General features: G+C 38.9%; 17 protein-coding genes. 13 read left to right on the top strand and 4 right to left on the bottom strand.

Annotation, left to right across the window (positions count from 1 at the left end):
* Nucleotides 1-2: 2 nt before the first annotated feature.
* Nucleotides 3-1,277: a citrate synthase gene (gene gltA, locus AAV96_RS11250; RefSeq protein WP_004664452.1), complete on the bottom strand. Its 1,275-nt coding sequence runs from the start codon at nt 1,275-1,277 to the stop codon at nt 3-5.
* Between the two features lie 900 nt (nt 1,278-2,177).
* Between gltA and sdhC the strand changes: the two genes are divergently transcribed.
* From sdhC to AAV96_RS11200, 10 genes are all read left to right on the top strand, one after another.
* The gene (gene sdhC / locus AAV96_RS11245; protein ID WP_018676974.1) at nt 2,178-2,579 is read left to right on the top strand and encodes a succinate dehydrogenase, cytochrome b556 subunit; all 402 of its coding nucleotides are present in this window, start codon (nt 2,178-2,180) and stop codon (nt 2,577-2,579) included.
* On the top strand, nt 2,579-2,944 hold the full coding sequence (gene sdhD, locus AAV96_RS11240; protein WP_004664449.1) for a succinate dehydrogenase, hydrophobic membrane anchor protein: 366 nt from the start codon (nt 2,579-2,581) through the stop codon (nt 2,942-2,944). Before sdhC ends, sdhD begins: the two co-directional genes overlap by 1 nt.
* A 12-nt stretch (nt 2,945-2,956) precedes the next feature.
* On the top strand, nt 2,957-4,852 hold the full coding sequence (gene sdhA, locus AAV96_RS11235) for a succinate dehydrogenase flavoprotein subunit (protein ID WP_004664448.1): 1,896 nt from the start codon (nt 2,957-2,959) through the stop codon (nt 4,850-4,852).
* Between the two features lie 14 nt (nt 4,853-4,866).
* The gene (locus AAV96_RS11230) at nt 4,867-5,577 is read left to right on the top strand and encodes a succinate dehydrogenase iron-sulfur subunit (RefSeq protein WP_004664446.1); all 711 of its coding nucleotides are present in this window, start codon (nt 4,867-4,869) and stop codon (nt 5,575-5,577) included.
* A 742-nt stretch (nt 5,578-6,319) separates the two neighbouring features.
* Nucleotides 6,320-9,160: a 2-oxoglutarate dehydrogenase E1 component gene (locus AAV96_RS11225; RefSeq protein ID WP_004664445.1), complete on the top strand. Its 2,841-nt coding sequence runs from the start codon at nt 6,320-6,322 to the stop codon at nt 9,158-9,160.
* Nucleotides 9,160-10,353 carry a 2-oxoglutarate dehydrogenase complex dihydrolipoyllysine-residue succinyltransferase gene (gene odhB / locus AAV96_RS11220; RefSeq protein ID WP_046739362.1) on the top strand — a complete coding sequence of 398 codons (1,194 nt, stop codon included), beginning with the start codon at nt 9,160-9,162 and terminating at the stop codon, nt 10,351-10,353. Before AAV96_RS11225 ends, odhB begins: the two co-directional genes overlap by 1 nt.
* 59 nt (nt 10,354-10,412) lie before the next feature.
* The gene (gene lpdA / locus AAV96_RS11215; protein WP_046739361.1) at nt 10,413-11,846 is read left to right on the top strand and encodes a dihydrolipoyl dehydrogenase; all 1,434 of its coding nucleotides are present in this window, start codon (nt 10,413-10,415) and stop codon (nt 11,844-11,846) included.
* A gap of 139 nt (nt 11,847-11,985) precedes the next feature.
* The gene (gene sucC, locus AAV96_RS11210; RefSeq protein WP_004664440.1) at nt 11,986-13,152 is read left to right on the top strand and encodes an ADP-forming succinate--CoA ligase subunit beta; all 1,167 of its coding nucleotides are present in this window, start codon (nt 11,986-11,988) and stop codon (nt 13,150-13,152) included.
* A 12-nt stretch (nt 13,153-13,164) separates the two neighbouring features.
* The gene (gene sucD, locus AAV96_RS11205; protein ID WP_004664438.1) at nt 13,165-14,055 is read left to right on the top strand and encodes a succinate--CoA ligase subunit alpha; all 891 of its coding nucleotides are present in this window, start codon (nt 13,165-13,167) and stop codon (nt 14,053-14,055) included.
* A gap of 439 nt (nt 14,056-14,494) precedes the next feature.
* Nucleotides 14,495-14,959, top strand: coding sequence for an alpha/beta hydrolase (locus AAV96_RS11200; protein ID WP_227505849.1), 465 nt, complete (start codon nt 14,495-14,497; stop codon nt 14,957-14,959).
* Nucleotides 14,960-15,533: 574 nt separating this feature from the next.
* Here AAV96_RS11200 and AAV96_RS11190 read toward each other — a convergent pair.
* The 3 genes from AAV96_RS11190 to trpS form a co-directional block, all read right to left on the bottom strand.
* Nucleotides 15,534-17,240, bottom strand: a complete 1,707-nt coding sequence (locus AAV96_RS11190; protein ID WP_046739359.1) for a flotillin family protein — start codon at nt 17,238-17,240, stop codon at nt 15,534-15,536.
* A 30-nt stretch (nt 17,241-17,270) separates the two neighbouring features.
* The gene (locus tag AAV96_RS11185) at nt 17,271-17,915 is read right to left on the bottom strand and encodes a YqiJ family protein (RefSeq protein ID WP_046739358.1); all 645 of its coding nucleotides are present in this window, start codon (nt 17,913-17,915) and stop codon (nt 17,271-17,273) included.
* Nucleotides 17,916-18,329: 414 nt separating this feature from the next.
* Nucleotides 18,330-19,343 (bottom strand): tryptophan--tRNA ligase, encoded by a 1,014-nt coding sequence (gene trpS / locus AAV96_RS11180; protein WP_046739357.1) that lies wholly within the window; start codon nt 19,341-19,343, stop codon nt 18,330-18,332.
* 165 nt (nt 19,344-19,508) lie between these two features.
* Between trpS and AAV96_RS11175 the strand changes: the two genes are divergently transcribed.
* From AAV96_RS11175 to AAV96_RS11165, 3 genes are all read left to right on the top strand, one after another.
* Nucleotides 19,509-20,432 (top strand): DUF808 domain-containing protein, encoded by a 924-nt coding sequence (locus AAV96_RS11175; RefSeq protein ID WP_046739356.1) that lies wholly within the window; start codon nt 19,509-19,511, stop codon nt 20,430-20,432.
* A gap of 42 nt (nt 20,433-20,474) precedes the next feature.
* The gene (locus AAV96_RS11170; protein WP_046739355.1) at nt 20,475-21,368 is read left to right on the top strand and encodes a neutral zinc metallopeptidase; all 894 of its coding nucleotides are present in this window, start codon (nt 20,475-20,477) and stop codon (nt 21,366-21,368) included.
* Between the two features lie 260 nt (nt 21,369-21,628).
* On the top strand, nt 21,629-23,128 hold the full coding sequence (locus AAV96_RS11165; protein ID WP_046739354.1) for a cation:proton antiporter: 1,500 nt from the start codon (nt 21,629-21,631) through the stop codon (nt 23,126-23,128).
* Nucleotides 23,129-23,160 lie beyond the last annotated feature (32 nt).

Below are 23,160 nucleotides of genomic sequence, written 5' to 3'. Positions count from 1 at the left end.
AATTAACGTTTGATGTCGCGTTGAGTCGAGCCTGTGTAAAGCTGACGTGGACGACCGATCTTGTAAGGACCGCTGTGCATTTCTAACCAGTGGCTGATCCAACCAACTGTACGTGCAAGCGCGAAGATTACAGTAAACATTTCTGTTGGGATACCAATCGCTTTTAAGATGATACCTGAATAGAAGTCTACGTTTGGATACAAGTTACGCTTGATGAAGTATTCATCAGAAAGCGCAATTCTTTCAAGTTCCATTGCAAGAGCAAGTTGTGGATCTTGGATACCTAAAGCTTCAAGTACTTCGTCACAAGTTTGTTTCATGACTTTCGCACGTGGATCGAAGTTTTTGTAAACACGGTGACCGAAGCCCATGAGTTTAACTTCTTTGCTTTTCACTTTTTCCATGAATTCAGCAACGTTTTCTACGCTACCAATTTCATCTAACATTTTAAGTACAGCTTCGTTTGCACCACCGTGAGCAGGTCCCCAAAGTGCAGAGATACCAGCAGAGATACATGCATATGGGTTCGCACCAGTAGAACCAGCAAGACGAACTGTAGACGTAGATGCATTTTGCTCGTGGTCAGCATGAAGCGTAAAGATACGATCCATTGCACGTGCAAGAACAGGATTTACTTTGTAGTCACGATCAGCAGGAGTTGCAAACATCATGTGCAAGAAGTTTTCTGCATAACCTAAGTCATTACGTGGGTAAATGAATGGTTGACCTACAGTGTACTTATAGCTCCACGCTGCAAGCGTAGGGATTTTCGCGATTAAGCGAATTGCAGTAATTTCACGATGGTTAACATCTTCGATGTCTAAACCGTTGTGATAAAACGCAGATAATGCACCTACTACACCAACCATGATTGCCATAGGGTGAGCATCACGACGGAAACCATTGAAGAAACGGCTTACTTGGTCATGAACCATAGTGTGGTTGCGAACTTTAGCATCAAATTCTGCTTTCTGTTCAGCATTTGGAAGCTCGCCATTTAATAATAAGTAGCAAGTTTCTAAATAGTCTGCTTGAGTCGCTAATTGATCAATCGGATAGCCACGGTGTAATAACACACCTTTGTCACCATCAATGAATGTGATCTTAGATTCGCAAGCAGCTGTCGCCATAAAACCAGGATCGAAAGTAAAATGACCAGATGCCAATACATCTTTAACGTCAATTACATCTGGGCCCAATGTGCCGCTGTAAATTGGTAATTCAATTTCTTTGCCATCAAGCTGTAATACGGCTTTTTTGCCAGTTGCTGCAGACATTCAATAGATCTCCTGTCCTGGTGAATGATTATCTGACTCGAAATCCTAATCTTGTCATGTGCGAATCAGACGGTGTCAAAATTTGCTATAAGATTAGTGGCTACTAAAATTTTGTCAATTATACTTAGGGATAAAAAATAACGTTATTGCAGTCAATTAGTCATTCAGTATCAAAGAAAAAATTGAGTAAAATCACAGCATCGGTCGAGTATAATATGTCAAATCAGGTTTGAGGTGCATAAAAAAAATGAAGCACCAGTACAATTGTAAGTAAATTTTTATCCGAGTTATATTTTGGTGCTTAAAAAATAAATACTTACCACAATTCAAAAGCCTATATATCTCAGGGTTTAGAATTAACTATCCATTAAAAAATAGATTAAAAGTTTTATATATCGAGTCATAATTGATTCATTATGGTGCGATTAATTGTATAAAAAATAGCTTATTTTTTGTGAGTATCTGGTATGAGGAAACAGATTATTGATCCCTGATATTTAATATATAAATGAGGGGTATTATTTTCGCCTATATTTAAGATTGTAGTTTTTGGTTAATTTTTAGACATTAAGTGGAGTGTTATTTAAATATATCAGAAATAATTTTGACAAAAAATTTAGTAAACTAAAAAATAATAACTCGTATTTTATTTTTATATAACAGTAATATATTGGGTTTTATTGCAGTTTTCAGGGCAGCTTAAATATGTATTAAATGTGAATGATTCTTATTTCATTGTATTTTCGACTAAAGCGAAAACTGATTGTTTGTATTTTGATATTTCACGTTTTATAATTCGTTGTCGTTATATAGGTTAGGCGTGCATTATGCTTGCCTGACTATGCCAGCTTTCCTTTGAATTAATTCAAACAAACTCCGGATGGAGTTTCTACCTACAGGATGCCCGCTGTGAAAAGCAACAGACCTGTCAATTTGTCCATGGGTCAGGTGTTAGCGGTAAATTTACGCTCACCCGTGGCTATTGCATCAATTCTACACCGTTTATCAGGTGTAATCGTTTTCTTATTAGTCGCTGTTCTTTTATGGATTTTGGATAAATCTTTATCTTCACCAGAAGGATTTGACTACGTTAAAAATGTCGTTTTCGGAAATATCTGTGTACGTTTCATCGTATGGGTATTTGTAGCTGGCTTAATTTTTCACTTCATTGCTGGGGTAAAGCATTTACTTGCTGATCTTGGTTTTGCTGAGGAACTTCAAAGCGGTCGTATTGCAGCTACTATTTCATTGATCTTGTCTGCGATCGGTATTCTCGCGGCATTTGTATGGATTATGTTCTGATGAAAAGTGCTACAGGTTTAACAGGTTCAGGTTCTCGCGATTGGTATATCCAGCGTGTCAGTGCTGTAGTTTTGGCTGCTTACACTGTGGTGATGTTCGGTTGGATCTTGTGTAATAGCGGATTCGGTTACGAACAGTGGGCTGGCTTTATGTTGACTCTACCAATGAAGATTTTCTCTTTATTGGCAGTATTGTCACTCGTTGCTCATGCTTGGATTGGTATGTGGCAAGTCTTTACTGATTATGTAACGACTCGTCAAATGGGTCCTTCGGCTTCAGGTTTACGCCTTGTACTCACTACAGCTGTCATTATTTCAGTGTTCGTGTACGCAATCTGGGGTATCCAGATTTTCTGGGCAAATTGATAGGAAGAGATCATGGGCGCAATTAACCCTAAAGAAGATTATTCAAATATTCAAAACCTCACTTTCGATGCAGTTATTGTTGGTGGTGGTGGTTCTGGTATGCGTGCTTCTTACCAACTTGCTCAAGCTGGTTTAAAAGTTGCAGTATTGACCAAAGTATTCCCGACACGCTCGCATACTGTTGCTGCTCAAGGCGGTATTGGTGCATCGTTAGGTAACATGCAAGAAGATAACTGGCATTATCACTTCTATGACACGGTTAAAGGTTCAGATTGGTTAGGCGATCAGGACGCAATCGAGTTTATGACACGTGAAGCGCCAAAAGTTGTTTATGAGCTTGAACACTTAGGTATGCCGTTTGACCGTAACGAAGATGGTACGATCTATCAGCGTCCATTTGGTGGTCACTCAGCAAACTATGGTGAAAAAGCAGTTCCACGTGCTTGTGCTGCTGCTGACCGTACAGGTCATGCATTACTTCATACTTTGTATCAAAGTAACGTAAAAATGGGTACTCAGTTTTACGTTGAATGGATTGCATTAGACTTAATCCGTAACGAAGCGGGTGATGTTCTTGGTGTAACCGCAATCGACCAAGAAACAGGTAACATTGCAGTATTCCAAGCGAAAGCGACTTTGTTTGCTACTGGTGGTGCTGGTCGTGTTTATCGTGCATCAACCAATGCTTATATCAACACTGGTGATGGTCTTGGTATGGCTGCTCGTGCAGGTATTCCATTACAAGATATGGAATTCTGGCAATTCCACCCAACGGGTGTTGCGGGTGCAGGCGTATTGTTAACTGAAGGTTGTCGTGGTGAAGGTGGTATCCTTCGTAACAAAGACGGCGAACCATTCATGGAACGTTATGCTCCAACTTTAAAAGACTTGGCGCCACGTGACTTCGTATCACGTTCTATGGACCAAGAAATTAAAGAAGGTCGTGGTTGTGGTCCTAAGGCGGATTATATCTTGTTAGATATGACTCACTTGGGTGCTGAGACGATTATGAAACGTTTACCATCTGTATTTGAGATTGGTAAGAAGTTCGCAAACGTTGACTGTACGAAAGAGCCAATTCCAGTTGTACCAACAATCCATTATCAAATGGGTGGTATTCCTACGAATATTCATGGTCAAGTTGTTGTGCCACACGGTGTTGAAGAGGGTGAATTCTCTGCGCACTATGATAAAGATACGAAAGAGTATTCTTATAAAGGTACACGTGACTATGTGAAACCAGTAAAAGGTTTCTATGCGATCGGTGAATGTTCTTGTGTATCAGTACATGGTGCAAACCGTTTAGGTACAAACTCATTGCTTGACCTTGTAGTATTTGGTAAAGCAGCGGGTGAACACATCATTGACTACGTGACTAAACATCATGGCGATGATTATCAACCACTTCCGACTGATGTGTTAGAAAATACATTAAAGCGTATTCGTAAGTTGGATGATTCAACTACGGGTGAAAACGCGCAAGAAGTTGCTGATGCAATTCGTGACATCGTACAAGATCACGCAGGTGTATTCCGTACTCAAGCATTGCTTGACAAGGGTGTAAAAGAAATTCTTGCGATTGAACCACGTGTTCGTAACATTCATTTGAAAGACAAATCTAAAGTATTTAACACTGCACGTGTTGAAGCATTGGAAGTTGAAAACTTGTATGAAGTTGCGAAGGCGACTCTAATTTCTGCTGCTGCACGTAAAGAATGTCGTGGTGCGCATACAGTTGTTGACTATGAGTTAGCACCTGATCACCCAACTTATTCATACGGTCGCCGTGATGATGAGTGGATGAAGCATACTTTATGGTATTCATCAGACAACCGTCTTGAATATAAGCCGGTACGTTTCAGCCCATTAACGGTTGAAGCAATTGAACCTAAGCCACGTACATTCTAATCGGGAGAACAAAGATGAGTAGAGGCACTCGTACATTCGAAATCTACCGCTATGATCCTGATAAGGATAAAGCGCCGTACATGCAAACTTTCAAACTTGAGTTAACCGATAAGCACCGTATGTTGCTTGATGCGTTACTTGCGTTGAAAGTGCAAGATGAGTCATTAACATTCCGTCGCTCTTGCCGTGAAGGTATTTGTGGTTCGGATGGTGTGAACATCAATGGTAAAAATGGTTTAGCGTGCTTGTGGAACTTGAACGATTTACCAGAGAAGATTGTGATCCGTCCTTTACCTGGTTTACCAGTGGTAAAAGATTTGGTTGTAGACATGAACCAGTTCTATGATCAATATGACAAGATCCAACCGTTCTTGATTAACAATCAGCCTGCACCAGCAAAAGAGCGTTTACAGTCTCAAGCAGAACGTGAACACTTAGATGGTCTATATGAATGTATTCTTTGTGCATGTTGTTCAACATCATGCCCATCATTCTGGTGGAACCCTGATAAGTTCCTCGGACCATCTGCATTGTTAAATGCATATCGCTTTATCATTGACTCTCGTGATACGGCAACTCAAGAGCGTTTGGCTCGTTTAGACGACCCATTCTCTTTATTCCGTTGTAAAGGGATCATGAACTGTGTATCAGTTTGTCCTAAAGGTTTAAACCCGACGAAGGCAATTGGTCACATTCGTAATATGTTGTTAGATCAAGCTGGTTAATGCAGTTTTCTGACATGTGAAAAGGGAGCTTTTAAAAGCTCCCTTTTTTATTTTGATTAAATAGTTTTCTGTGTTGGTGGGCTTGCAAGGTTTATTATCGAGTCCTTAAAAAATATTATTGGGTGTTGAAAATTTATAAATTTTGAGCTTAAGAAAAATTACTTGGATTAATAAGAAAAATGAATGATCTATTTTTAGGCGCTCTGCATAATGTTTGTGCAAGAATTGTAGAAAATCTTTAACTTTGGTCGATAAAGGTGCAACTATTATAAAAAGGGCGGTATATTAGAATATAATTAAGAATGTGTATTTCGCTGCTTTATAGATGGTATGTGTCAAAAAAATCAATTCGTACATGAGAACATGTTACGATTTCTGCCACGACCTGAAGCAAAAAATAAGCATATTCCTGATGTTATATCGCTTTAATGTTTACCAATTGTATGGATATAGTTTGGGTTAAAGTCAATTTAGAAAAGTTAATATTTTTGTTAATTTTTCTAAAATGGTTTGCAAAAAATTGCTCGATTTCATCGAGTATAAGGATGAGTTATGTGCTTTGAATTGAAAGTGCATAGCTCATTTATTACATCAAAAGGAATACTCCTGATGTGTAGTGATAATGTCTCAAGGTTGGATGATCTTGAGTAGTAGTGTCATTTTACCAATTTGATACTATGAATCATGGGTGTGCTTAAAAGGCAACCTGTATTATTTTTTGCAATAGGAAATGGGTCCAAAAATGCAAGAAGTTGCTGACGCACTGCGTCTTGACACTGAACTTTCCGCTGATAGTGCAGCGTATATTGAAGAGCTTTACGAACAGTACCTAACTTCTCCAACCTCAGTGTCAGAGGATTGGCGTGAATATTTCGATAAATACCCTAAAGGTGATCAACCACACGGCAGTGTGCGCGAGCAATTCCTCCTTTTGGGTCGTAATTCAAACCGAGTTCAACCTGTTGTACAAAGCACTGTAAGTACAGAACATGAGCGTCGTCAAATTGGTGTATTACAACTGATTGCTGCTTATCGTAACCGTGGTCATCAAAAAGCCAAACTTGATCCATTAGGCCTTGCGAAACGCGAAGAAGTTCCAGATCTTGATTTATCTGCACACGGTTTAACCAAATCTGATTTAGATACTGTATTTAATACAGGTAACCTCGCGATTGGTAAAGCAGAAGCAACATTGTCTGAAATGGTTGAATCCATGGAAGCAATTTACTGCTCTTCAATCGGTGCAGAATACATGCATATCGTTGATACCAAAGAAAAGCGTTGGATTCAACAACGTTTGGAAGGTGCTCGCGGTAAATTCAATTACACCAATGATCAGAAAAAAGGTTTTCTTGAGCGTTTAACCGCTGCGGAAGGCTTAGAGAAATATCTTGGTAATAAATTCGTTGGTGCAAAACGTTTTGGTGTAGAAGGCGGTGAGTCTTTTATTCCAATGATGAATGAAATCATTCAACGTGCAGGCAGCGTCGGTTGTAAAGAAGTTGTGATTGGTATGCCACACCGTGGTCGTCTCAACCTTCTTGTGAACATCATGGGTAAAAACCCAGCGGATCTTTTTGGTGAATTTGAAGGCAAGAGCCTACATAAAAAAGGTTCTGGTGACGTTAAGTATCACCAAGGTTTCTCTTCAAACGTAATGACTCCGGGTGGCGAAGTTCACTTAGCATTGGCGTTTAACCCATCACACTTAGAGATCGTTGGCCCTGTAGTTGAAGGTTCGGTTCGTGCACGTCAAGTTCGTCGTAAAGATATTGGCGGCGATGACGTTCTTCCAGTGATTGTACATGGTGATGCTGCATTTGCGGGTCAAGGTGTAAACCAAGAAACCTTCCAAATGTCACAAACACGTGGTTACACAGTGGGCGGTACCGTTCACATCGTGATCAATAACCAAGTGGGCTTTACAACTTCTGATCCGCGCGATACACGTTCTACAGAGTATTGTACTGACGTTGCGAAGATGATTCAGGCGCCGATTTTCCATGTGAATGGTGATGATCCTGAGGCTGTGATTTTTGTAACTCAGCTTGCACATGATTTCCGTCATACTTTCCGTAAAGATGTCATCTTAGATTTGTTCTGCTACCGTCGTCGTGGTCATAACGAAGCGGATGAACCATCTGCAACTCAACCATTGATGTATCAAGTGATCAACAAGAAAGCAACAACACGTACGTTGTATGCTGATCAATTGGTTCAAGAAAAAGTGCTTGATCGTGCAAGTGCTGATGCCATGGTTGAAGGTTATCGCTCTGACTTAGAAGCAGGTAATCATGTTGCCAATGCTTTAGTTCGTGAACCAAACAAAAAAATGTTTGTGGATTGGTCACCATATTTAGGTCATGAATACACAGATATTTGGGATACAACTTTTAGCATCGATCGTCTAAAAGAACTTGGTTTGAAAATGAATACATTACCAGAAGGTTTTGTATTACAACGTCAAGTTCAGAAAGTGATCGAAGATCGCGTGAAGATGCAAACAGGTGAAATGCCACTTAATTGGGGTGCTGCAGAAACTTTAGCATATGCAACTTTGCTTGATGATGGCTTCTTGGTTCGTATTACGGGTGAAGACGTGGGTCGTGGTACATTCTCGCACCGTCATGCCAAATTACATAACCAAGTCGATGGTTCTGTTTATATTCCACTTTGCCATATCAAAGAAAATCAGCCTCGTACTGCTGTCTACGACTCTTTACTGTCAGAAGAAGCAGTGCTTGCATTTGAATACGGCTATTCAACGACATTGCCAAAAAGCTTAATCGTTTGGGAAGCTCAATTTGGTGACTTCGCAAACTGTGCGCAAGTTGTTATTGACCAATTTATCGCTTCGGGTGAAACCAAGTGGGAGCGTGTGTGTGGTCTAACTATGTTGTTACCACACGGTTATGAAGGTCAAGGTCCAGAGCATTCATCTGCACGTTTAGAGCGTTTCTTACAGCTATGTGCTGAAGACAACATGCAAGTGATGACACCAACGACACCTGCACAGATTTTCCATGCATTACGTCGTCAAGCGGTTCGTCCGATTCGTAAGCCAATGATTGTAATGTCACCAAAATCATTACTTCGTCATAAACTTGCGACTTCAACTTTAGATGAATTAGCAAACGGTTCATTCCAAACCGTGATTGATGAAGTTGATCAAATCAATAAAGCTGATGTGACTCGTTTAGTTCTTTGTGGTGGTAAGGTTTATTATGATTTACTCGAAAAACGTCGTGAGCTTGGTCTAAACCATATTGCGATCGTTCGTATCGAACAATTGTATCCATATCCAGAACAACGCTTAGCTGAGGTTATGGCTCAGTATCCAAACATTCAAGAACTTGTTTGGGCACAAGAAGAGCCGAAGAACCAAGGTGCTTGGTTATTTATCGTTCCTCGTTTATATGAAGACGTTCTTAAATCAGGTAAACAAATTCGTATTAGCTATGCTGGTCGTGACGCATCTGCCGCACCTGCTTGTGGCTCGCCATACTTGCATGCAAAACAACAAGCTCAGCTTATCAATGACGCACTCGCGATTGAAGTTGAACAATCAGGAGATTCTAAATAATGGCAACCGAAATTAAAGCACCGGTATTTCCAGAGTCAGTTGCTGACGGTACGATCGCAACTTGGCACAAGAAAGTAGGTGAACCTGTATCACGTGATGAAGTGATCTGTGACATTGAAACCGATAAAGTTGTTTTAGAAGTGGTTGCTCCAGCTGATGGTAGCTTAGTTGCAATCATCAAAGGTGAAGGCGATACAGTTCTTTCTGACGAAGTGATTGCTCAATTCGAAGCTGGTGCTGTTGCTGCCGCTGCTCCTGAGGCTGCTGCACCAGCCGCTGCTGCTCCAGTTGCAGCTGCGCCAGCAGCTGCATCAACTCAAGCAGTTGATCAAAACCAAGCGCCTGCAGTTCGTAAAGCATTGTCTGAAACAGGTATCAATGCTGCTGACGTTCAAGGTACAGGTCGTGGTGGTCGCATCACTAAAGAAGACGTTACAAGTCATCAAGCTAAACCTGCTGCATCAGTTCAACCATTAAGCGTTGCTGTCGGCGAGCGTATCGAGAAACGTGTTCCAATGACACGTTTACGTAAGCGTGTTGCTGAGCGTTTATTGGCTGCAACACAACAAACTGCAATGTTAACAACGTTCAACGAAGTTAACATGAAGCCAATCATGGAAATGCGTAAGCAATATAAAGATGCTTTCGAAAAACGTCATGGTGCACGTTTAGGCTTTATGTCTTTCTTCGTTAAAGCGGCAACTGAAGCGTTAAAACGCTACCCAGCTGTAAACGCTTCTATTGATGGCGACGATATCGTATATCACGGTTTCTATGACATCGGTGTAGCTGTTTCTTCTGACCGTGGTCTAGTTGTGCCAATCCTTCGTGATACTGATCGTATGAACTACGCTGAAGTTGAAGGTGGTATTGCTGCATATGCTGGTAAAGCACGTGAAGGCAAATTATCGATCGAAGAAATGACTGGTGGTACGTTCACGATCACGAACGGTGGTACTTTTGGTTCATTACTTTCAACACCTATTTTAAACCAGCCACAAACTGCAATCTTGGGGATGCATAAAATCCAAGAACGTCCTATGGCGGTAAATGGTCAAGTTGAAATCTTGCCAATGATGTACTTAGCACTTTCTTATGACCACCGTTTAATCGATGGTAAAGAAGCTGTAGGTTTCTTAGTAACAATTAAAGAATTGTTAGAAGAACCAGCTAAACTCATTCTTGATCTTTAATACTACATATATTGCCTCCCATATAAAGTGATCCTTTATATGGGATTCTGGAGATAAAAATGTCTCAACAGTTTGATCTTGTTGTCATTGGCGGTGGACCAGGTGGTTATGAAGCAGCGATTCGTGCAGCTCAACTTGGTTTCAAAGTCGCTTGTATCGAAAAACGTATTCACAACGGTAAGCCATCTTTGGGTGGTACATGTTTAAATGTGGGTTGTATCCCTTCTAAAGCATTGCTTGATTCTTCTCACCGTTACGAAGCAACAATTCATGAGCTTGCTGAACACGGTATCACGACTGGCGAAGTTAAATTTGATTTAGATACTTTGTTGGCACGTAAAGACAAAGTTGTTGATCAATTGACGGGTGGTGTTGCTCAATTACTTAAAGGTAATGGTATCGAGTGGTTACAAGGTACTGGTAAATTACTCGCAGGTAAAAAAGTAGAATTCACACCGTTTGAAGGTGAAGCACAAGTTTTAGAACCTAAATATGTCATTCTTGCGACTGGTTCTGTACCTGTAAATATTCCAGTAGCTCCAGTTGATGAAGACTTAATCGTTGATTCTACTGGTGCATTAAAATTCCCAGAAGTCCCTAAACGCCTTGGTGTTATTGGTGCGGGTGTTATTGGTTTAGAACTTGGTTCTGTATGGCGTCGCCTTGGTTCAGAAGTTGTTGTGTTCGAAGCATTAGATGCTTTCTTACCAATGGCAGACAAAGCATTGGCAAAGGAATATCAAAAAATCTTGAAAAAACAAGGTTTAGATATTCGCATTGGTGCTAAAGTTTCTGGTGCTGAAACCAATGGTCGCGAAGTAACGGTAAAATATAACCAAGCTGGCGAAGACAAAGAACAAGTTTTTGACAAGTTAATCGTATGTGTAGGTCGTAAGGCATATGCAGAAGGTTTATTGGCAGAAGATTCTGGCATTAAATTGACTGAACGTGGTTTGGTTGATGTGAATGATCAGTGCCAAACATCTGTAGAAGGTGTTTACGCGATTGGTGACTTGGTACGCGGTCCAATGCTTGCTCATAAAGCAATGGAAGAGGGCGTAATGGCAGTTGAACGTATACACGGTCATGCTGCTCAAGTGAACTATGACACCATTATCAGCGTTATTTATACACATCCAGAAGCTGCTTGGGTTGGTTTAACTGAAGAACAAGCTGCTGAAAAAGGTCACGAAGTTAAAGCAGGTCAATTCCCGTTTGCGGTGAATGGTCGTGCGTTAGCTGCTGGTGATACTGCTGGTTTTGTGAAGTTCGTTGCTGATGCAAAAACTGACCGTTTATTAGGTATGCACGTTGTGGGTCCAAATGCATCTGATATCGTACATCAAGGTATGATCGCACTTGAATTTGTATCTTCAATTGAAGACCTACAATTAATGACTTTTGGTCATCCAACTTTCTCAGAAGTTGTACATGAAGCCGCGCTTGCTGTTGATGGTCGTGCCATCCACGCGATTCAACGTAAACGTAAATAACAAAATAAGTGTGGTTCGCCACACTTTTTAATTAATGATGATGGTTGAAATAAAAACAATCATTTACTCAACTTGTAACAGTCTATAATTTATAATATATCTAGACTGTATGACAATAAACTACATAGTAGGTAACTGAATGAACTTACATGAATATCAAGCTAAAGCATTATTGAAAAAATATGGTATGCCAGTACAGGAAGGTATCTTGGCAACAAATGCAGATGAAGCCGTTGCTGCGTTTGAACAGCTTGGTGGTAAATTTGCTGTAATGAAAGCACAAGTTCATGCTGGTGGTCGTGGTAAGGCTGGCGGTGTAAAAGTTGCGAAATCAAAAGAAGATGTTATTGAATTTGCAAACAATATTATTGGTACGCGTCTTGTAACGTATCAAACAGATGCAAATGGCCAACCAGTAAATAGTATTATTGTTGCTGAAGATGTATATCCAGTTGAGCGTGAGCTTTATTTGGGTGCGGTTGTAGACCGTTCTAGCCGTCGTATTACTTTCATGGCTTCTACCGAAGGTGGTGTAGAAATCGAGAAAGTTGCAGAAGAAACACCTGAAAAAATTATTAAAGTTGAAGTCGATCCACTTGTTGGCTTACAGCCATTCCAAGCACGTGAAGTTGCATTTAAATTAGCATTAAAAGATAAACAAGTAGGTCAATTTGTTAAAATCATGACAGCTGCATATCAAGCATTTGTAGAAAATGATTTTGCTTTATTTGAAATTAACCCACTTTCAGTACGTGAAAATGGTGAAATTTTGTGTGTTGATGCAAAAGTTGGCATTGACTCAAATGCGTTATACCGTTTACCAGAAGTTGCTGCTTTACGTGATAAATCTCAAGAGAATGAGCGTGAATTAAAAGCATCTGAATTTGATCTTAACTATGTTGCTTTAGAAGGTAACATCGGTTGTATGGTGAATGGTGCTGGTCTTGCAATGGCAACAATGGACATCATCAAACTTTATGGTGGTCAGCCTGCAAACTTCCTTGACGTTGGTGGCGGTGCAACTAAAGAGCGAGTAATCGAAGCATTCAAAATCATCCTTGCTGATACGTCTGTTCAAGGTGTTTTAATCAACATCTTTGGTGGTATCGTACGTTGTGACATGATTGCTGAAGCAATTATTGCAGCGGTTCAAGAAGTAAATGTCACTGTACCCGTTGTTGTTCGTTTAGAAGGTAACAATGCTGAGTTAGGTGCTAAATTACTTGATGAATCTGGTTTGAAATTAATTTCTGCGAATGGTTTATCTGATGCCGCAGAAAAAGTTGTAGCTGCAGTGAAAGCGTAAGGAGTATCAATCATGAGCGTATTAATTAATAAAGACACTAAAGTATTGGTACAAGGTTTTACTGGTAAAAACGGTACTTTCCACTCTGCGCAAGCTTTAGACTACGGTACAAAAGTTGTTGGTGGCGTTACTCCAGGTAAGGGTGGTACAACTCATCTTGAACTGCCTGTATTCAACACGATGAAAGAAGCGGTACGTGAAACAAATGCAGATGCATCTGTTATCTATGTACCCGCACCATTCGTTTTAGACTCAATCGTTGAAGCTGTTGACTCAGGTGTTGGCTTAATTGTTGTGATCACTGAAGGTGTTCCAACAATCGACATGCTTAAAGCTAAACGCTACTTAGAGACTAATGGTAATGGTACTCGTTTAGTTGGTCCTAACTGCCCAGGCGTGATCACTCCGGGTGAATGTAAGATCGGTATTATGCCTGGTCACATCCACCAACCAGGTCGTATTGGTATTATCTCACGTTCAGGTACATTGACTTACGAAGCTGTTGCTCAAACAACTAAGCTTGGTTTGGGTCAGTCGACTTGTATCGGTATCGGTGGTGACCCAATCCCAGGTATGAACCAGATTGAAGCGCTTCAATTGTTCCAAGATGATCCAGATACGGATGCAATCATCATGATCGGTGAGATCGGTGGTACAGCGGAAGAAGAAGCTGCTGAATTCATCAAATCTAACGTGACTAAGCCAGTAGTCGGTTACATTGCTGGTGTAACTGCGCCTAAAGGTAAACGTATGGGTCACGCTGGTGCGATCATTTCTGGTGGTCAAGGTACTGCTGAAGAGAAATTTGCTGCATTTGAACGTGCAGGAATGGCTTACACGCGTAGCCCAGCTGAGCTTGGTTCAACGATGTTGCAAGTTTTAAAAGAGAAAGGTTTAGCGTAATTCGTTAGATTTTAATCTTTTAAAAAACCCCAATGGAGACATTGGGGTTTTTTATTGTGGGAATATCATCTACCAAATTTACATTTAATTTGTGAAAGAATACCCATGATAAAATACTTGACATGGTTATTTTGTATTCGTACTTTATAAGATAAGTTTCAATGCTAGCAATAAATTAATGGAAGTTATATATCTAATTTTTGGAAAGTTATATGGCAATTTGTCGTATAACGTTAGTTAGGTCTTAAAGCGCTATGCAAGCATTATTCGTACATGGAATGGGCGCTCGCCTTTATCTGGTTGGCCAATGCTTCGCCATATTAAAAAGGCTGGCATTACAACTAGGTGCTTCGGCTATTCTGTAAGCTTACAATCGTTTTCTGAAATTCAAGTTCGCTTGACTAGATGGATTGAAGAAATCGCAGCAAAGGGAGATTATGTGCTGATAGGTCATTCCCTTGGGGGAGTGCTAATCCGCTCTGCTTTAAGTTCGCTCCCAGCAGGAACAAACCAGCCCAAACACATCTTTCTGCTTGGTTCTCCAATCCAAGCCTCACAACTTGCTCAGCGTTTCAACAGGAACTTCCTGTTTCGCTCAGTCACACGTGACTGTGGTCATCTGCTTAGTTCGTTAGAGCGAATGGCAGCTATACCGTGTACTGAACATTCGACCACAGGCATTGCTGGTATTAAAGGATTTTCAGGAAAACTGAGCCCATTCAGAACAGAATTTAACGATGGAATTGTCTCATTATCTGAGGTCAGTGCCGATTGGCTTACAGATCAAGTCAAGTTACCTATTATCCATAGTCTACTTCCATCTAGTAAACAAGTTGCACAAATCATCATTCAACGCATTAATTGCAAAGATACCCATGCTCAGTTTTCAAATCAAACTCCTTAATCTACGAGCCTGAAATCTCATGTAATACAACAACGACTAATTATTTTGCTTCATTCAACTATTTTGGATTGCAGTGAAGACTTTTGTGCACTCTTTGATTGTATTGAACTAGCATTTGATAATGAAATTATTGATAAAAGTGTTTTTATGACTACTTTGTTGATTTGGATTGAGTCAATTCTTAATTCAACTCGTTTCATCACACCGATTAACAGTAATAGAACGACGAGTTAATTAGTCTAAGGCTAAGATAAATGATTAAAGAAAAATTAATTTATAGTATTAAGCAGTTTATAGATAAAAAAGATATATCTATTAAGAATGCGCAAAGAATAGAAGATCTTCTTGATTATTTGAAGTCAGAGGAAGAGTTGATAAATAATATGATTCTAATTTTAGCTTCATATGTGTGTATGGAGGCGGTGAGTACATGTATGATGAAGATGAGGTAATTTTAGAATTGAAGAAAATCTTAATTTTTTTAAATGAAGTCTAAGCTCCACTAGTTATCTATTTATATTTTTTATATAAAAAAAGAGCCTTATTACTAAGGCTCTTGATAGATCAACAATGTTTATTCAGCTTTGGGTTTTAGCCCTTGAGTCAAACCATTAATATCACCACCTTGTAAGCCTAATTCATTCATTAAGCTATCAATAAGCGGTGCTTGGGAACGATAGCGTAGGGCGCTATTCACAACTTGATCAGACAAAGAAGTTTGACTACTTTCTATTGTTTCACCTGACACAGAACCACCTGCGAAATTACTTAAACCATTGACCTGTAAAATCTTGATGTCATCAATATTTTCCATTGGTTTAACACTTTCACGAATGATCTCTGGTAAATGCTTTAACAATGCCAAACGAACTTGCATTTCCACTTGCTCAGCAGAAAGAGTATTAGCGGCTTCATTCACTGCACGAGCACCTTCCGCATCAACCTGATATTGTTTCTCTAAAGCTTGGGCAAGCAATATTTTAGCATCGGCTTCACCTTTCGCTTTTAAGCGAATTTTTTCAGCATCTGCTTCAGCAGCAATACGCACAGCTTCCGCTTCATCAGCAGCGGCTTTTTTGCCAGCATCAGCAGCAACGGTAATTGCAATCGCTTCTTTTTCAGCAGTCTGTTTGGCTGCAACCAGTTCAACCGCTTTTTGACGTTCAGCACGTTGTGTTTCACGTACTGTTACAACTTCTTCTTCGGCTTTTACGGCTTCGGCACGGGCTTTATCTGCTTGGGCTTTGGCTTCTGATTCAGCACGAGATTTTTCAGCAATCGCAATGGCACGATCTTGCTCAGCCAATTCAATGGTTTTCTTTTGTTCAACCTGCGCCTTTTGAATCAATTGTGCCTTTTGGATATTTTCATTCTCAACATCACGGGCAGAGGCAATACGTTTCAACTCAACTTCACGTTCCGCAGCGATACGAGCTTCTTCAGCTTCACGTTTTTTACCTGCTTCTTGTGATGCGATTTCAGCAGTTTGTTCTGCTTTACGAATTGAAATTTCACGCTCTTGTTGCAGCTTGGCATATTCCTCTTCACGAGAAATTTCCAAACGAGCACGTTCAGCTTCCAAATTTTTAGCACGAATTGCCAAGTCCGCATCTTGTTCAATATCGTTACGTTTTTTACGACGATCTTCAATAGTTTCAGTTAGTTTGGTTAAACCTTCTGCATCAAAGGCGTTTTGTGGATTAAAGAATTTAAAACTGGTCTGGTCTAAACCTGTCAATGAGACAGTTTCAAGTTCTAAACCATTTTTAGATAAATCTTCAGAAACGACTTGCTGAACTTTCTGTACAAAGTCTACACGTTTTTCATGCAGTTCTTCCATTGCCATCTCGGCGGCAACAGCACGTAAAGAGTCAACAAATTTACCTTCTACTAAGTCTTTCAATTCTTGAGGTGACATGGTTTTTCGACCCAATGTTTGGGCTGCCGTTGCAATTGATTCACCAGTAGGTTTGACTCGAACATAGAATTCAGCCATGACATCGACACGCATACGATCACGCGTGATCAAGGCTTGATCTGCTGCCCGTTTAACTTCGAGGCGCAAAGTATTCATGTTCACAGGAATAATCTCGTGTAAAACAGGAAGAACAATTGCTCCTCCGTTCAGAATAACTTTTTCACCCCCAAAACCTGTTCGCACAAAAGATACTTCTTTGCTGGAACGGGTATATAGGCGAGCAATCACAACGCCGATAAAAATGAGTGCTGCAAAAATAATACCTGTGATGATTAAAATTTCAGTCAATGCTGAACTCAACATTTAAAATCCCTCATTAAATTAATATATAAATTAAGCAGTAATTGCTTGGAATCCAATTTTTGTTCTTTGGGTTAAAATCACATCTTGCCCTTGATAAAAAATAATATCTAACTCAGGTTCAACCAAGACATAATGGGTTTGACCAAATTGATCTTTTACCTTAGCTTGAGCAGGGGAGTTTTGTTTGGCTTGTCCTAAAATAATTTGTGCTGTACGACCAATCAGCTCATCACTATGAATCGCTGTGGTTTCATCTTTTGGAATAATTTTACTGATCAATGCTGCACTTGTTCTCACTAGTGGCATACATAAAAATAAACACATAGGAGAAATGATCCAAGCAGATAAATAATGCTCGGTTAAATGGAAAAAAATATCCTGAATAATGAGACCTGTGAGTGAGTAGACCGTTAAAAAGATAATTAACCAAATGAGAAGAGGAACTTTTCCTAAATAAAGCCATTCTAAAAGCTGAGTAAAAATACCGTCAGTATGTTCAATAGAAATATCTGCATGATCAACATCAACTAGACTGTCTGGTAAAAATTGATCAATGGAACTACTACTACCGCCAAATAATAATAAAATTAATTCTAGAGCACCTATAAATAGGCATAGCATTAATGAAATACTAAAAACAATGTTTGATGGATGTGTTAATAAATCCCATATCATTTGTATTACTCTTATTTCTTTTAGCGATAATTAATAAAATTTTTATAAAAATAAATCATTTATAAGATTAAATGTAACTTGATTTAATTTCAACCCAAATCATTAATATTATTAAAGACAAAAAAAACGCAATGATTGGGGTAGTCATTGCGTTGAACAACGAATCTGCAGAAACAGTTTCGGTTGAAAGGAGAAATGTCATGAGATTAGTGTTTACTAATCTACTTGGCTATAGTACAAAAAAACCTGACAGAGTTCATAGGTATTCATGTAAACTAGTGTTAATGGATGTTAATATGTGACAAAAATTGTTAGTTATCGGGTTGTTACCGAGGTCTAAAACTAAATTTAAATAAGATATTTACATGAAAAAAGCCTAAATATTAGGCTTTTTTGCAATAAAAGTAACGTAAATTAGAATTTAAACAAACCTAATCCACTTTTCACTTCATCTAATGTTTGCTGAGTAATGTCACGGCATTTATCTGTACCATGTTTTAAAATGTCCATAATATAATCAGGATCTTTTTCGAGTTCAGCTCTGCGTTCACGAATCGGTAAGATCAATTCTTTGAGTACAGCTTCTAGGCGTTTTTTCACCGTACCATCACCTAAACCACCACGACGATAATGAGCTTTTAGTTCTTCGATTTCTTCTTTATTTGGATCAAATGCATCAAGGTAAGTAAATACAATATTACCTTCGACTTGACCTGGATCTTCAATTCTTAAGTGATTTGGATCGGTATACATCGCATTGACTGCTTTTTTAATATCTTTATCAGAAGCATTCAGGACAATCGTATTGCCGAGTGATTTAGACATTTTAGCTTTACCATCAAAACCAGGTAAACGTCCCATATTCGATAATAATGCTTTACATTCAGGTAATAAGTCATGACCAATTTGGCGGTTAACACGACGTACAACTTCATTGGTTTGTTCAATCATTGGAATTTGATCTTCACCAACAGGTACTACAGTCGCTTTAAATGCGGTAATGTCTGCTGCTTGAGCCACTGGATAACATAAAAAGCCAGCAGGAATATCTCGTTCAAAACCACGCATTTGAATTTCTGACTTAATGGTTGGATTGCGTTCTAAACGAGCAACCGTCACAAAGTTCAGATAGAGCATGGTCAGTTCATTGAGAGCAGGCAAGCATGATTGGACACAGATCGTTGTTTTAGTTGGATCAATACCAACTGCCAAATAATCTAATGCAACTTGAAGAATATTATTACGGACTTTATCTGGATTATCAGCATTATCAGTGAGTGCTTGAGCATCTGCTAATAAAAGGTGTTGATGATGACTGTCTTGTAAACCAACACGAGAGCGTAATGAACCAACAAAGTGTCCAAGATGAAGTTGTCCAGTAGGGCGGTCGCCTGTCAAGATGATTGGACGTTGATCAGCATTACTCATGATATGTTCCAAGATTCAGTAGTTTCATAAATATAAAGATTGATATTATTGTACGGGAAATAAAATTTTTTCGTCAGCGATTGCTTAAACTTTTTCTTAAAATAATGTTGTGAATTTATTGAGGAATTCTACAATAGCGAAATAAATACAAACTGGGAAATAAAAATGGCGAGTGGTTTATTGTTATTACTCGATGATATTGCAACGATTTTAGACGATGTTGCAGTAATGAGTAAAATGGCTGCAAAAAAAACAGCAGGGGTGTTGGGTGATGATTTAGCCCTAAACGCGCAGCAAGTCAGTGGTGTACGCGCAGATCGAGAGTTGCCTGTGGTATGGGGCGTGGCTAAGGGTTCCTTCGTTAATAAACTTATCTTGGTTCCATTAGCATTACTAATTAGTGTAGTTGCACCTTGGTTAATCAATCCTTTATTAATGATTGGCGGCTTATTTCTATGTTATGAAGGAGTAGAAAAAGTTGTACACATGCTACAGCATAAAAAAGCAAAAACGGCTGAGGAAGCCAATGAAAGCTTGGAACAGATCGAAATAGATTTAGACAAGTTTGAAAAAGAAAAAGTAAAAGGTGCGATTCGTACCGATTTTATTTTATCTGCTGAAATTGTGGTGATTTCGTTAGGTACAGTTGCAACAGCAGCATTTATGACTAAAGTGACTGTATTAAGTGTGATTGCAATCGTAATGACCGTAGGTGTTTATGGTTTTGTTGCAATGATTGTGAAAATTGATGATTTAGGCTTATATTTAACACAACAAGCATCTTCGTTAAAAAATAAAATAGGTCGAGGTCTACTCGCATTTGCTCCTATTCTAATGAAAACATTATCTATTGTTGGAACGGTTGCAATGTTTTTGGTAGGTGGTGGAATTATTTCGCATACAGTTCCTTTATTACATCATTTTACTGAAGAAACCGTAGACCATTTAGAGTTGATTCCAAGTTTTGGTTCAATTATTGGTGCCTTAACACCAACTTTGATTAATCTGGGAATAGGCTTTATTGCAGGTGCTGTTGTTTTAATCGTTGTTATGCTTATTCAAAAATTTTGGTCAAAAGCATCTGCATAAATAAAATGCTCAATCACCATCATTATCATATGTGAGGTTAATATGCGTTGGAAAGGTCGTCGTGTCAGTACCAATGTTGAAGATCGTCGTGGTGGTGGCGGAGCAAAAGCAGGTGGTATCAGTATTATAGGTTTGATCGTTGCATTTGTTGCGTGGAAGTTTTTTGGAGTAGATCCACAACAAGCCTATCAAGCAACTCAAGCGGTTACCAGTGCCCAATCTTCGCAACAGGGTGATGCGCCACAAAACTTAACGGCTGAACAGAAAGAGGCAAGTGATTTTGTTGGAACTATTCTTGCGGATACAGAAGATACTTGGACTCCTATTTTTCAAAAACTTGGCATGACTTACACGCCACCACGCTTAGTTTTGTTTAGCGGTGTCGATAAATCAGCTTGTGGTAGGGCACAAGCAGCAATGGGGCCTTTTTATTGCCCTGCTGATCAAAAAGTTTATATCGATACTGCTTTCTTTAAAGATATGCGCCAGCAAATGGGTATTTCTGGTGAGCAGAATCAGACAGAACTTTCTCGTCAAGATCAAGCAGGGGATTTTGCACAGGCTTATGTTATTGCGCATGAAGTCGGGCATCATATTCAAAATCTATTGGGCATCTCTGGTCAAGTACAGCAAGCACGTGCACAAGCTAGCCAAACACAAGGAAATCAGCTTTCTGTCCGTTTAGAATTACAGGCGGATTGTTTTGCTGGTATTTGGGCGCATCAGAATCAACAGCGCACTCAATTTTTAGAGCAGGGTGATATTGAAGAAGCGATGGATGCTGCCGAGAAAATTGGCGATGACTATTTGCAACGTAGAGCTACAGGTCAGGTTGTTCCTGATAGTTTCACACATGGTAGTAGTGAACAACGAATGCACTGGTTTCAGCAAGGTCTGAAATCTGGAGATATCAATCAATGTGATACTTTTAAGTAAAAATGATGAATATTTGTCCTTGATTTTTATACGGAAGATATACGATTTATAAGAAAAATTAACGTAAAATTAAAGTGTCTATACTGATTTGAGGATGATGGGTTTATTACTGCATCTAAGTTATCTCTTTTGAAATAAAAAAATTGCTGTATAGACACTGATTTTCCACTCAGTTTTAGAATAATCCATTCATAAATTTTATCGACATTAAATTTTAAAATTTAAGTAACGTATCTTATTGAAAATAAGTAAGAGGTTGTATGGGGAATTATTTTCTATTACAGGCATTAACCGTAATTTTTGCATTATCCATTGCAACGACCATTTTTAATAAAAGAATTTTAGGATTCCCACAGGCAATTGGTGTGCCGATTGTGTCGGCAATTTTTGTCTTTATTTTACAGTGGGGAGCCAGTTTATTAAATGGAAATGAGTTTGTTACGATTAATATTCATAATATTGAAGCCGCAGTACGTGAAATTGATTTTTATGATTTTTTAATTAATGGTGTAATTTGCTTTATCCTAACGTCTTCTGCTTTAAAGTTTAAAATTTCAGATCTACGTAATTACTGGAAGCCAATCAGTATATTAGCAACGATTGCTTTAGTATTATGTGCCGGTTTTTATGCGGGAATTTTATATTTTTTCCAATGGGCAGTGGGCTATCCTGTTCCGATTTCAGTTTTATTGCTACTCGGCGCGGCCTTAGGAGCAACCGATCCAATTGGAATTAAAGGCGTCTTAAGTTCCATTCGCGCACCTCATCACTTAATTGTAAAACTAGAAGGCGAATCTTTATTTAATGATGCGATGTGTATCGCTTTGTTTATGACTTTACTGAAAGTTTTACAAGGTGAGCACTTCTCATTGCTTGCGACCGTTGAAACATTATTATATGAAATTTTTGTCGCAGTGATTATTGGTTTCGCATTTGGCTTTGGAATTTTGCGGTTATTGCGTGGTAAGCATGAGATGGAGTCACTAATTTTAACGACTGCATTACTTGCGAGTGGTTCATATCTGGTTGCGTTATTTGCGCATGCATCTGCGCCAATTGCTTGTGTAATTGGCGGTTTAATTGTTGGGAATAAATGGCAAGAAATCCGTGAACAACGTGAAATTCGTGAAGTAAATCATTTCTGGCATACAGTTGAAGGCATTATTAATTCATTTCTATTTACATTGATTGGTTTAGAATTATTTATTTTAGATTTAAGTGTAAATTTAATTATTGGTGGAATTGTTTCTTTCTTAATTCTTCATCTTTCAAGATTCGCAGCGAATTTCTCCGCTTTTGCTTTATTTCCTTCATTCCGATACAAAAGTTACAATGGTAGCTTAACTATTCTGTCATGGGGTGGCGTCCGTGGGGGTATTTCATTGGCTTTAATTTTAGCTGTTGCGAACATTCCTCAGCTCAGTCCTTATAGCAGTATTTTAATTGGATATACTTTTATTAGTGTACTTTTATCTGGTGTTGTGTGTGGCTTAGGCTTACCCGCTGTCATGAATACTTTTTATTATAATCCAAATGAGCAAACAGAGGGGCTAAAAGGTTTTTATCAGCAGATGTGTAATAAAATGAACCGACGTGGTTTTAAATATATCGTTGATGAAGATGCTTTAGGTAAAGAAATAATAACAATTTACAATCCAGAAATTCTATTAGATCAAAAATCAGATGATGGCGTTGCAACAGTTCACCACCCAAATAAAAGAGATGAAGTAAGACGTTTAGAAAATCCCAATAATTTTTAATATTATATTTTATTCTTTTGATAAAAAGCCTT

The organism is Acinetobacter sp. AG1 (genome assembly GCF_001005525.1).
Classification (GTDB): Bacteria; Pseudomonadota; Gammaproteobacteria; order Pseudomonadales; family Moraxellaceae; genus Acinetobacter; species Acinetobacter modestus.
This window is presented reverse-complemented; position numbering and strand designations above follow the sequence as displayed.

Bases quoted from the DNA above. Each gene is read 5' to 3' on its own strand.
- gltA (WP_004664452.1), bottom strand. From the start codon at position 1,277: ATGTCTGCAGCAACTGGCAAAAAAGCCGTATTACAGCTTGATGGCAAA.
- sdhC (WP_018676974.1), top strand. From the start codon at position 2,178: ATGCCCGCTGTGAAAAGCAACAGACCTGTCAATTTGTCCATGGGTCAG.
- sdhD (WP_004664449.1), top strand. From the start codon at position 2,579: ATGAAAAGTGCTACAGGTTTAACAGGTTCAGGTTCTCGCGATTGGTAT.
- sdhA (WP_004664448.1), top strand. From the start codon at position 2,957: ATGGGCGCAATTAACCCTAAAGAAGATTATTCAAATATTCAAAACCTC.
- AAV96_RS11230 (WP_004664446.1), top strand. From the start codon at position 4,867: ATGAGTAGAGGCACTCGTACATTCGAAATCTACCGCTATGATCCTGAT.
- AAV96_RS11225 (WP_004664445.1), top strand. From the start codon at position 6,320: ATGCAAGAAGTTGCTGACGCACTGCGTCTTGACACTGAACTTTCCGCT.
- odhB (WP_046739362.1), top strand. From the start codon at position 9,160: ATGGCAACCGAAATTAAAGCACCGGTATTTCCAGAGTCAGTTGCTGAC.
- lpdA (WP_046739361.1), top strand. From the start codon at position 10,413: ATGTCTCAACAGTTTGATCTTGTTGTCATTGGCGGTGGACCAGGTGGT.
- sucC (WP_004664440.1), top strand. From the start codon at position 11,986: ATGAACTTACATGAATATCAAGCTAAAGCATTATTGAAAAAATATGGT.
- sucD (WP_004664438.1), top strand. From the start codon at position 13,165: ATGAGCGTATTAATTAATAAAGACACTAAAGTATTGGTACAAGGTTTT.
- AAV96_RS11190 (WP_046739359.1), bottom strand. From the start codon at position 17,240: ATGTTGAGTTCAGCATTGACTGAAATTTTAATCATCACAGGTATTATT.
- AAV96_RS11185 (WP_046739358.1), bottom strand. From the start codon at position 17,915: ATGATATGGGATTTATTAACACATCCATCAAACATTGTTTTTAGTATT.
- trpS (WP_046739357.1), bottom strand. From the start codon at position 19,343: ATGAGTAATGCTGATCAACGTCCAATCATCTTGACAGGCGACCGCCCT.
- AAV96_RS11175 (WP_046739356.1), top strand. From the start codon at position 19,509: ATGGCGAGTGGTTTATTGTTATTACTCGATGATATTGCAACGATTTTA.
- AAV96_RS11170 (WP_046739355.1), top strand. From the start codon at position 20,475: ATGCGTTGGAAAGGTCGTCGTGTCAGTACCAATGTTGAAGATCGTCGT.
- AAV96_RS11165 (WP_046739354.1), top strand. From the start codon at position 21,629: ATGGGGAATTATTTTCTATTACAGGCATTAACCGTAATTTTTGCATTA.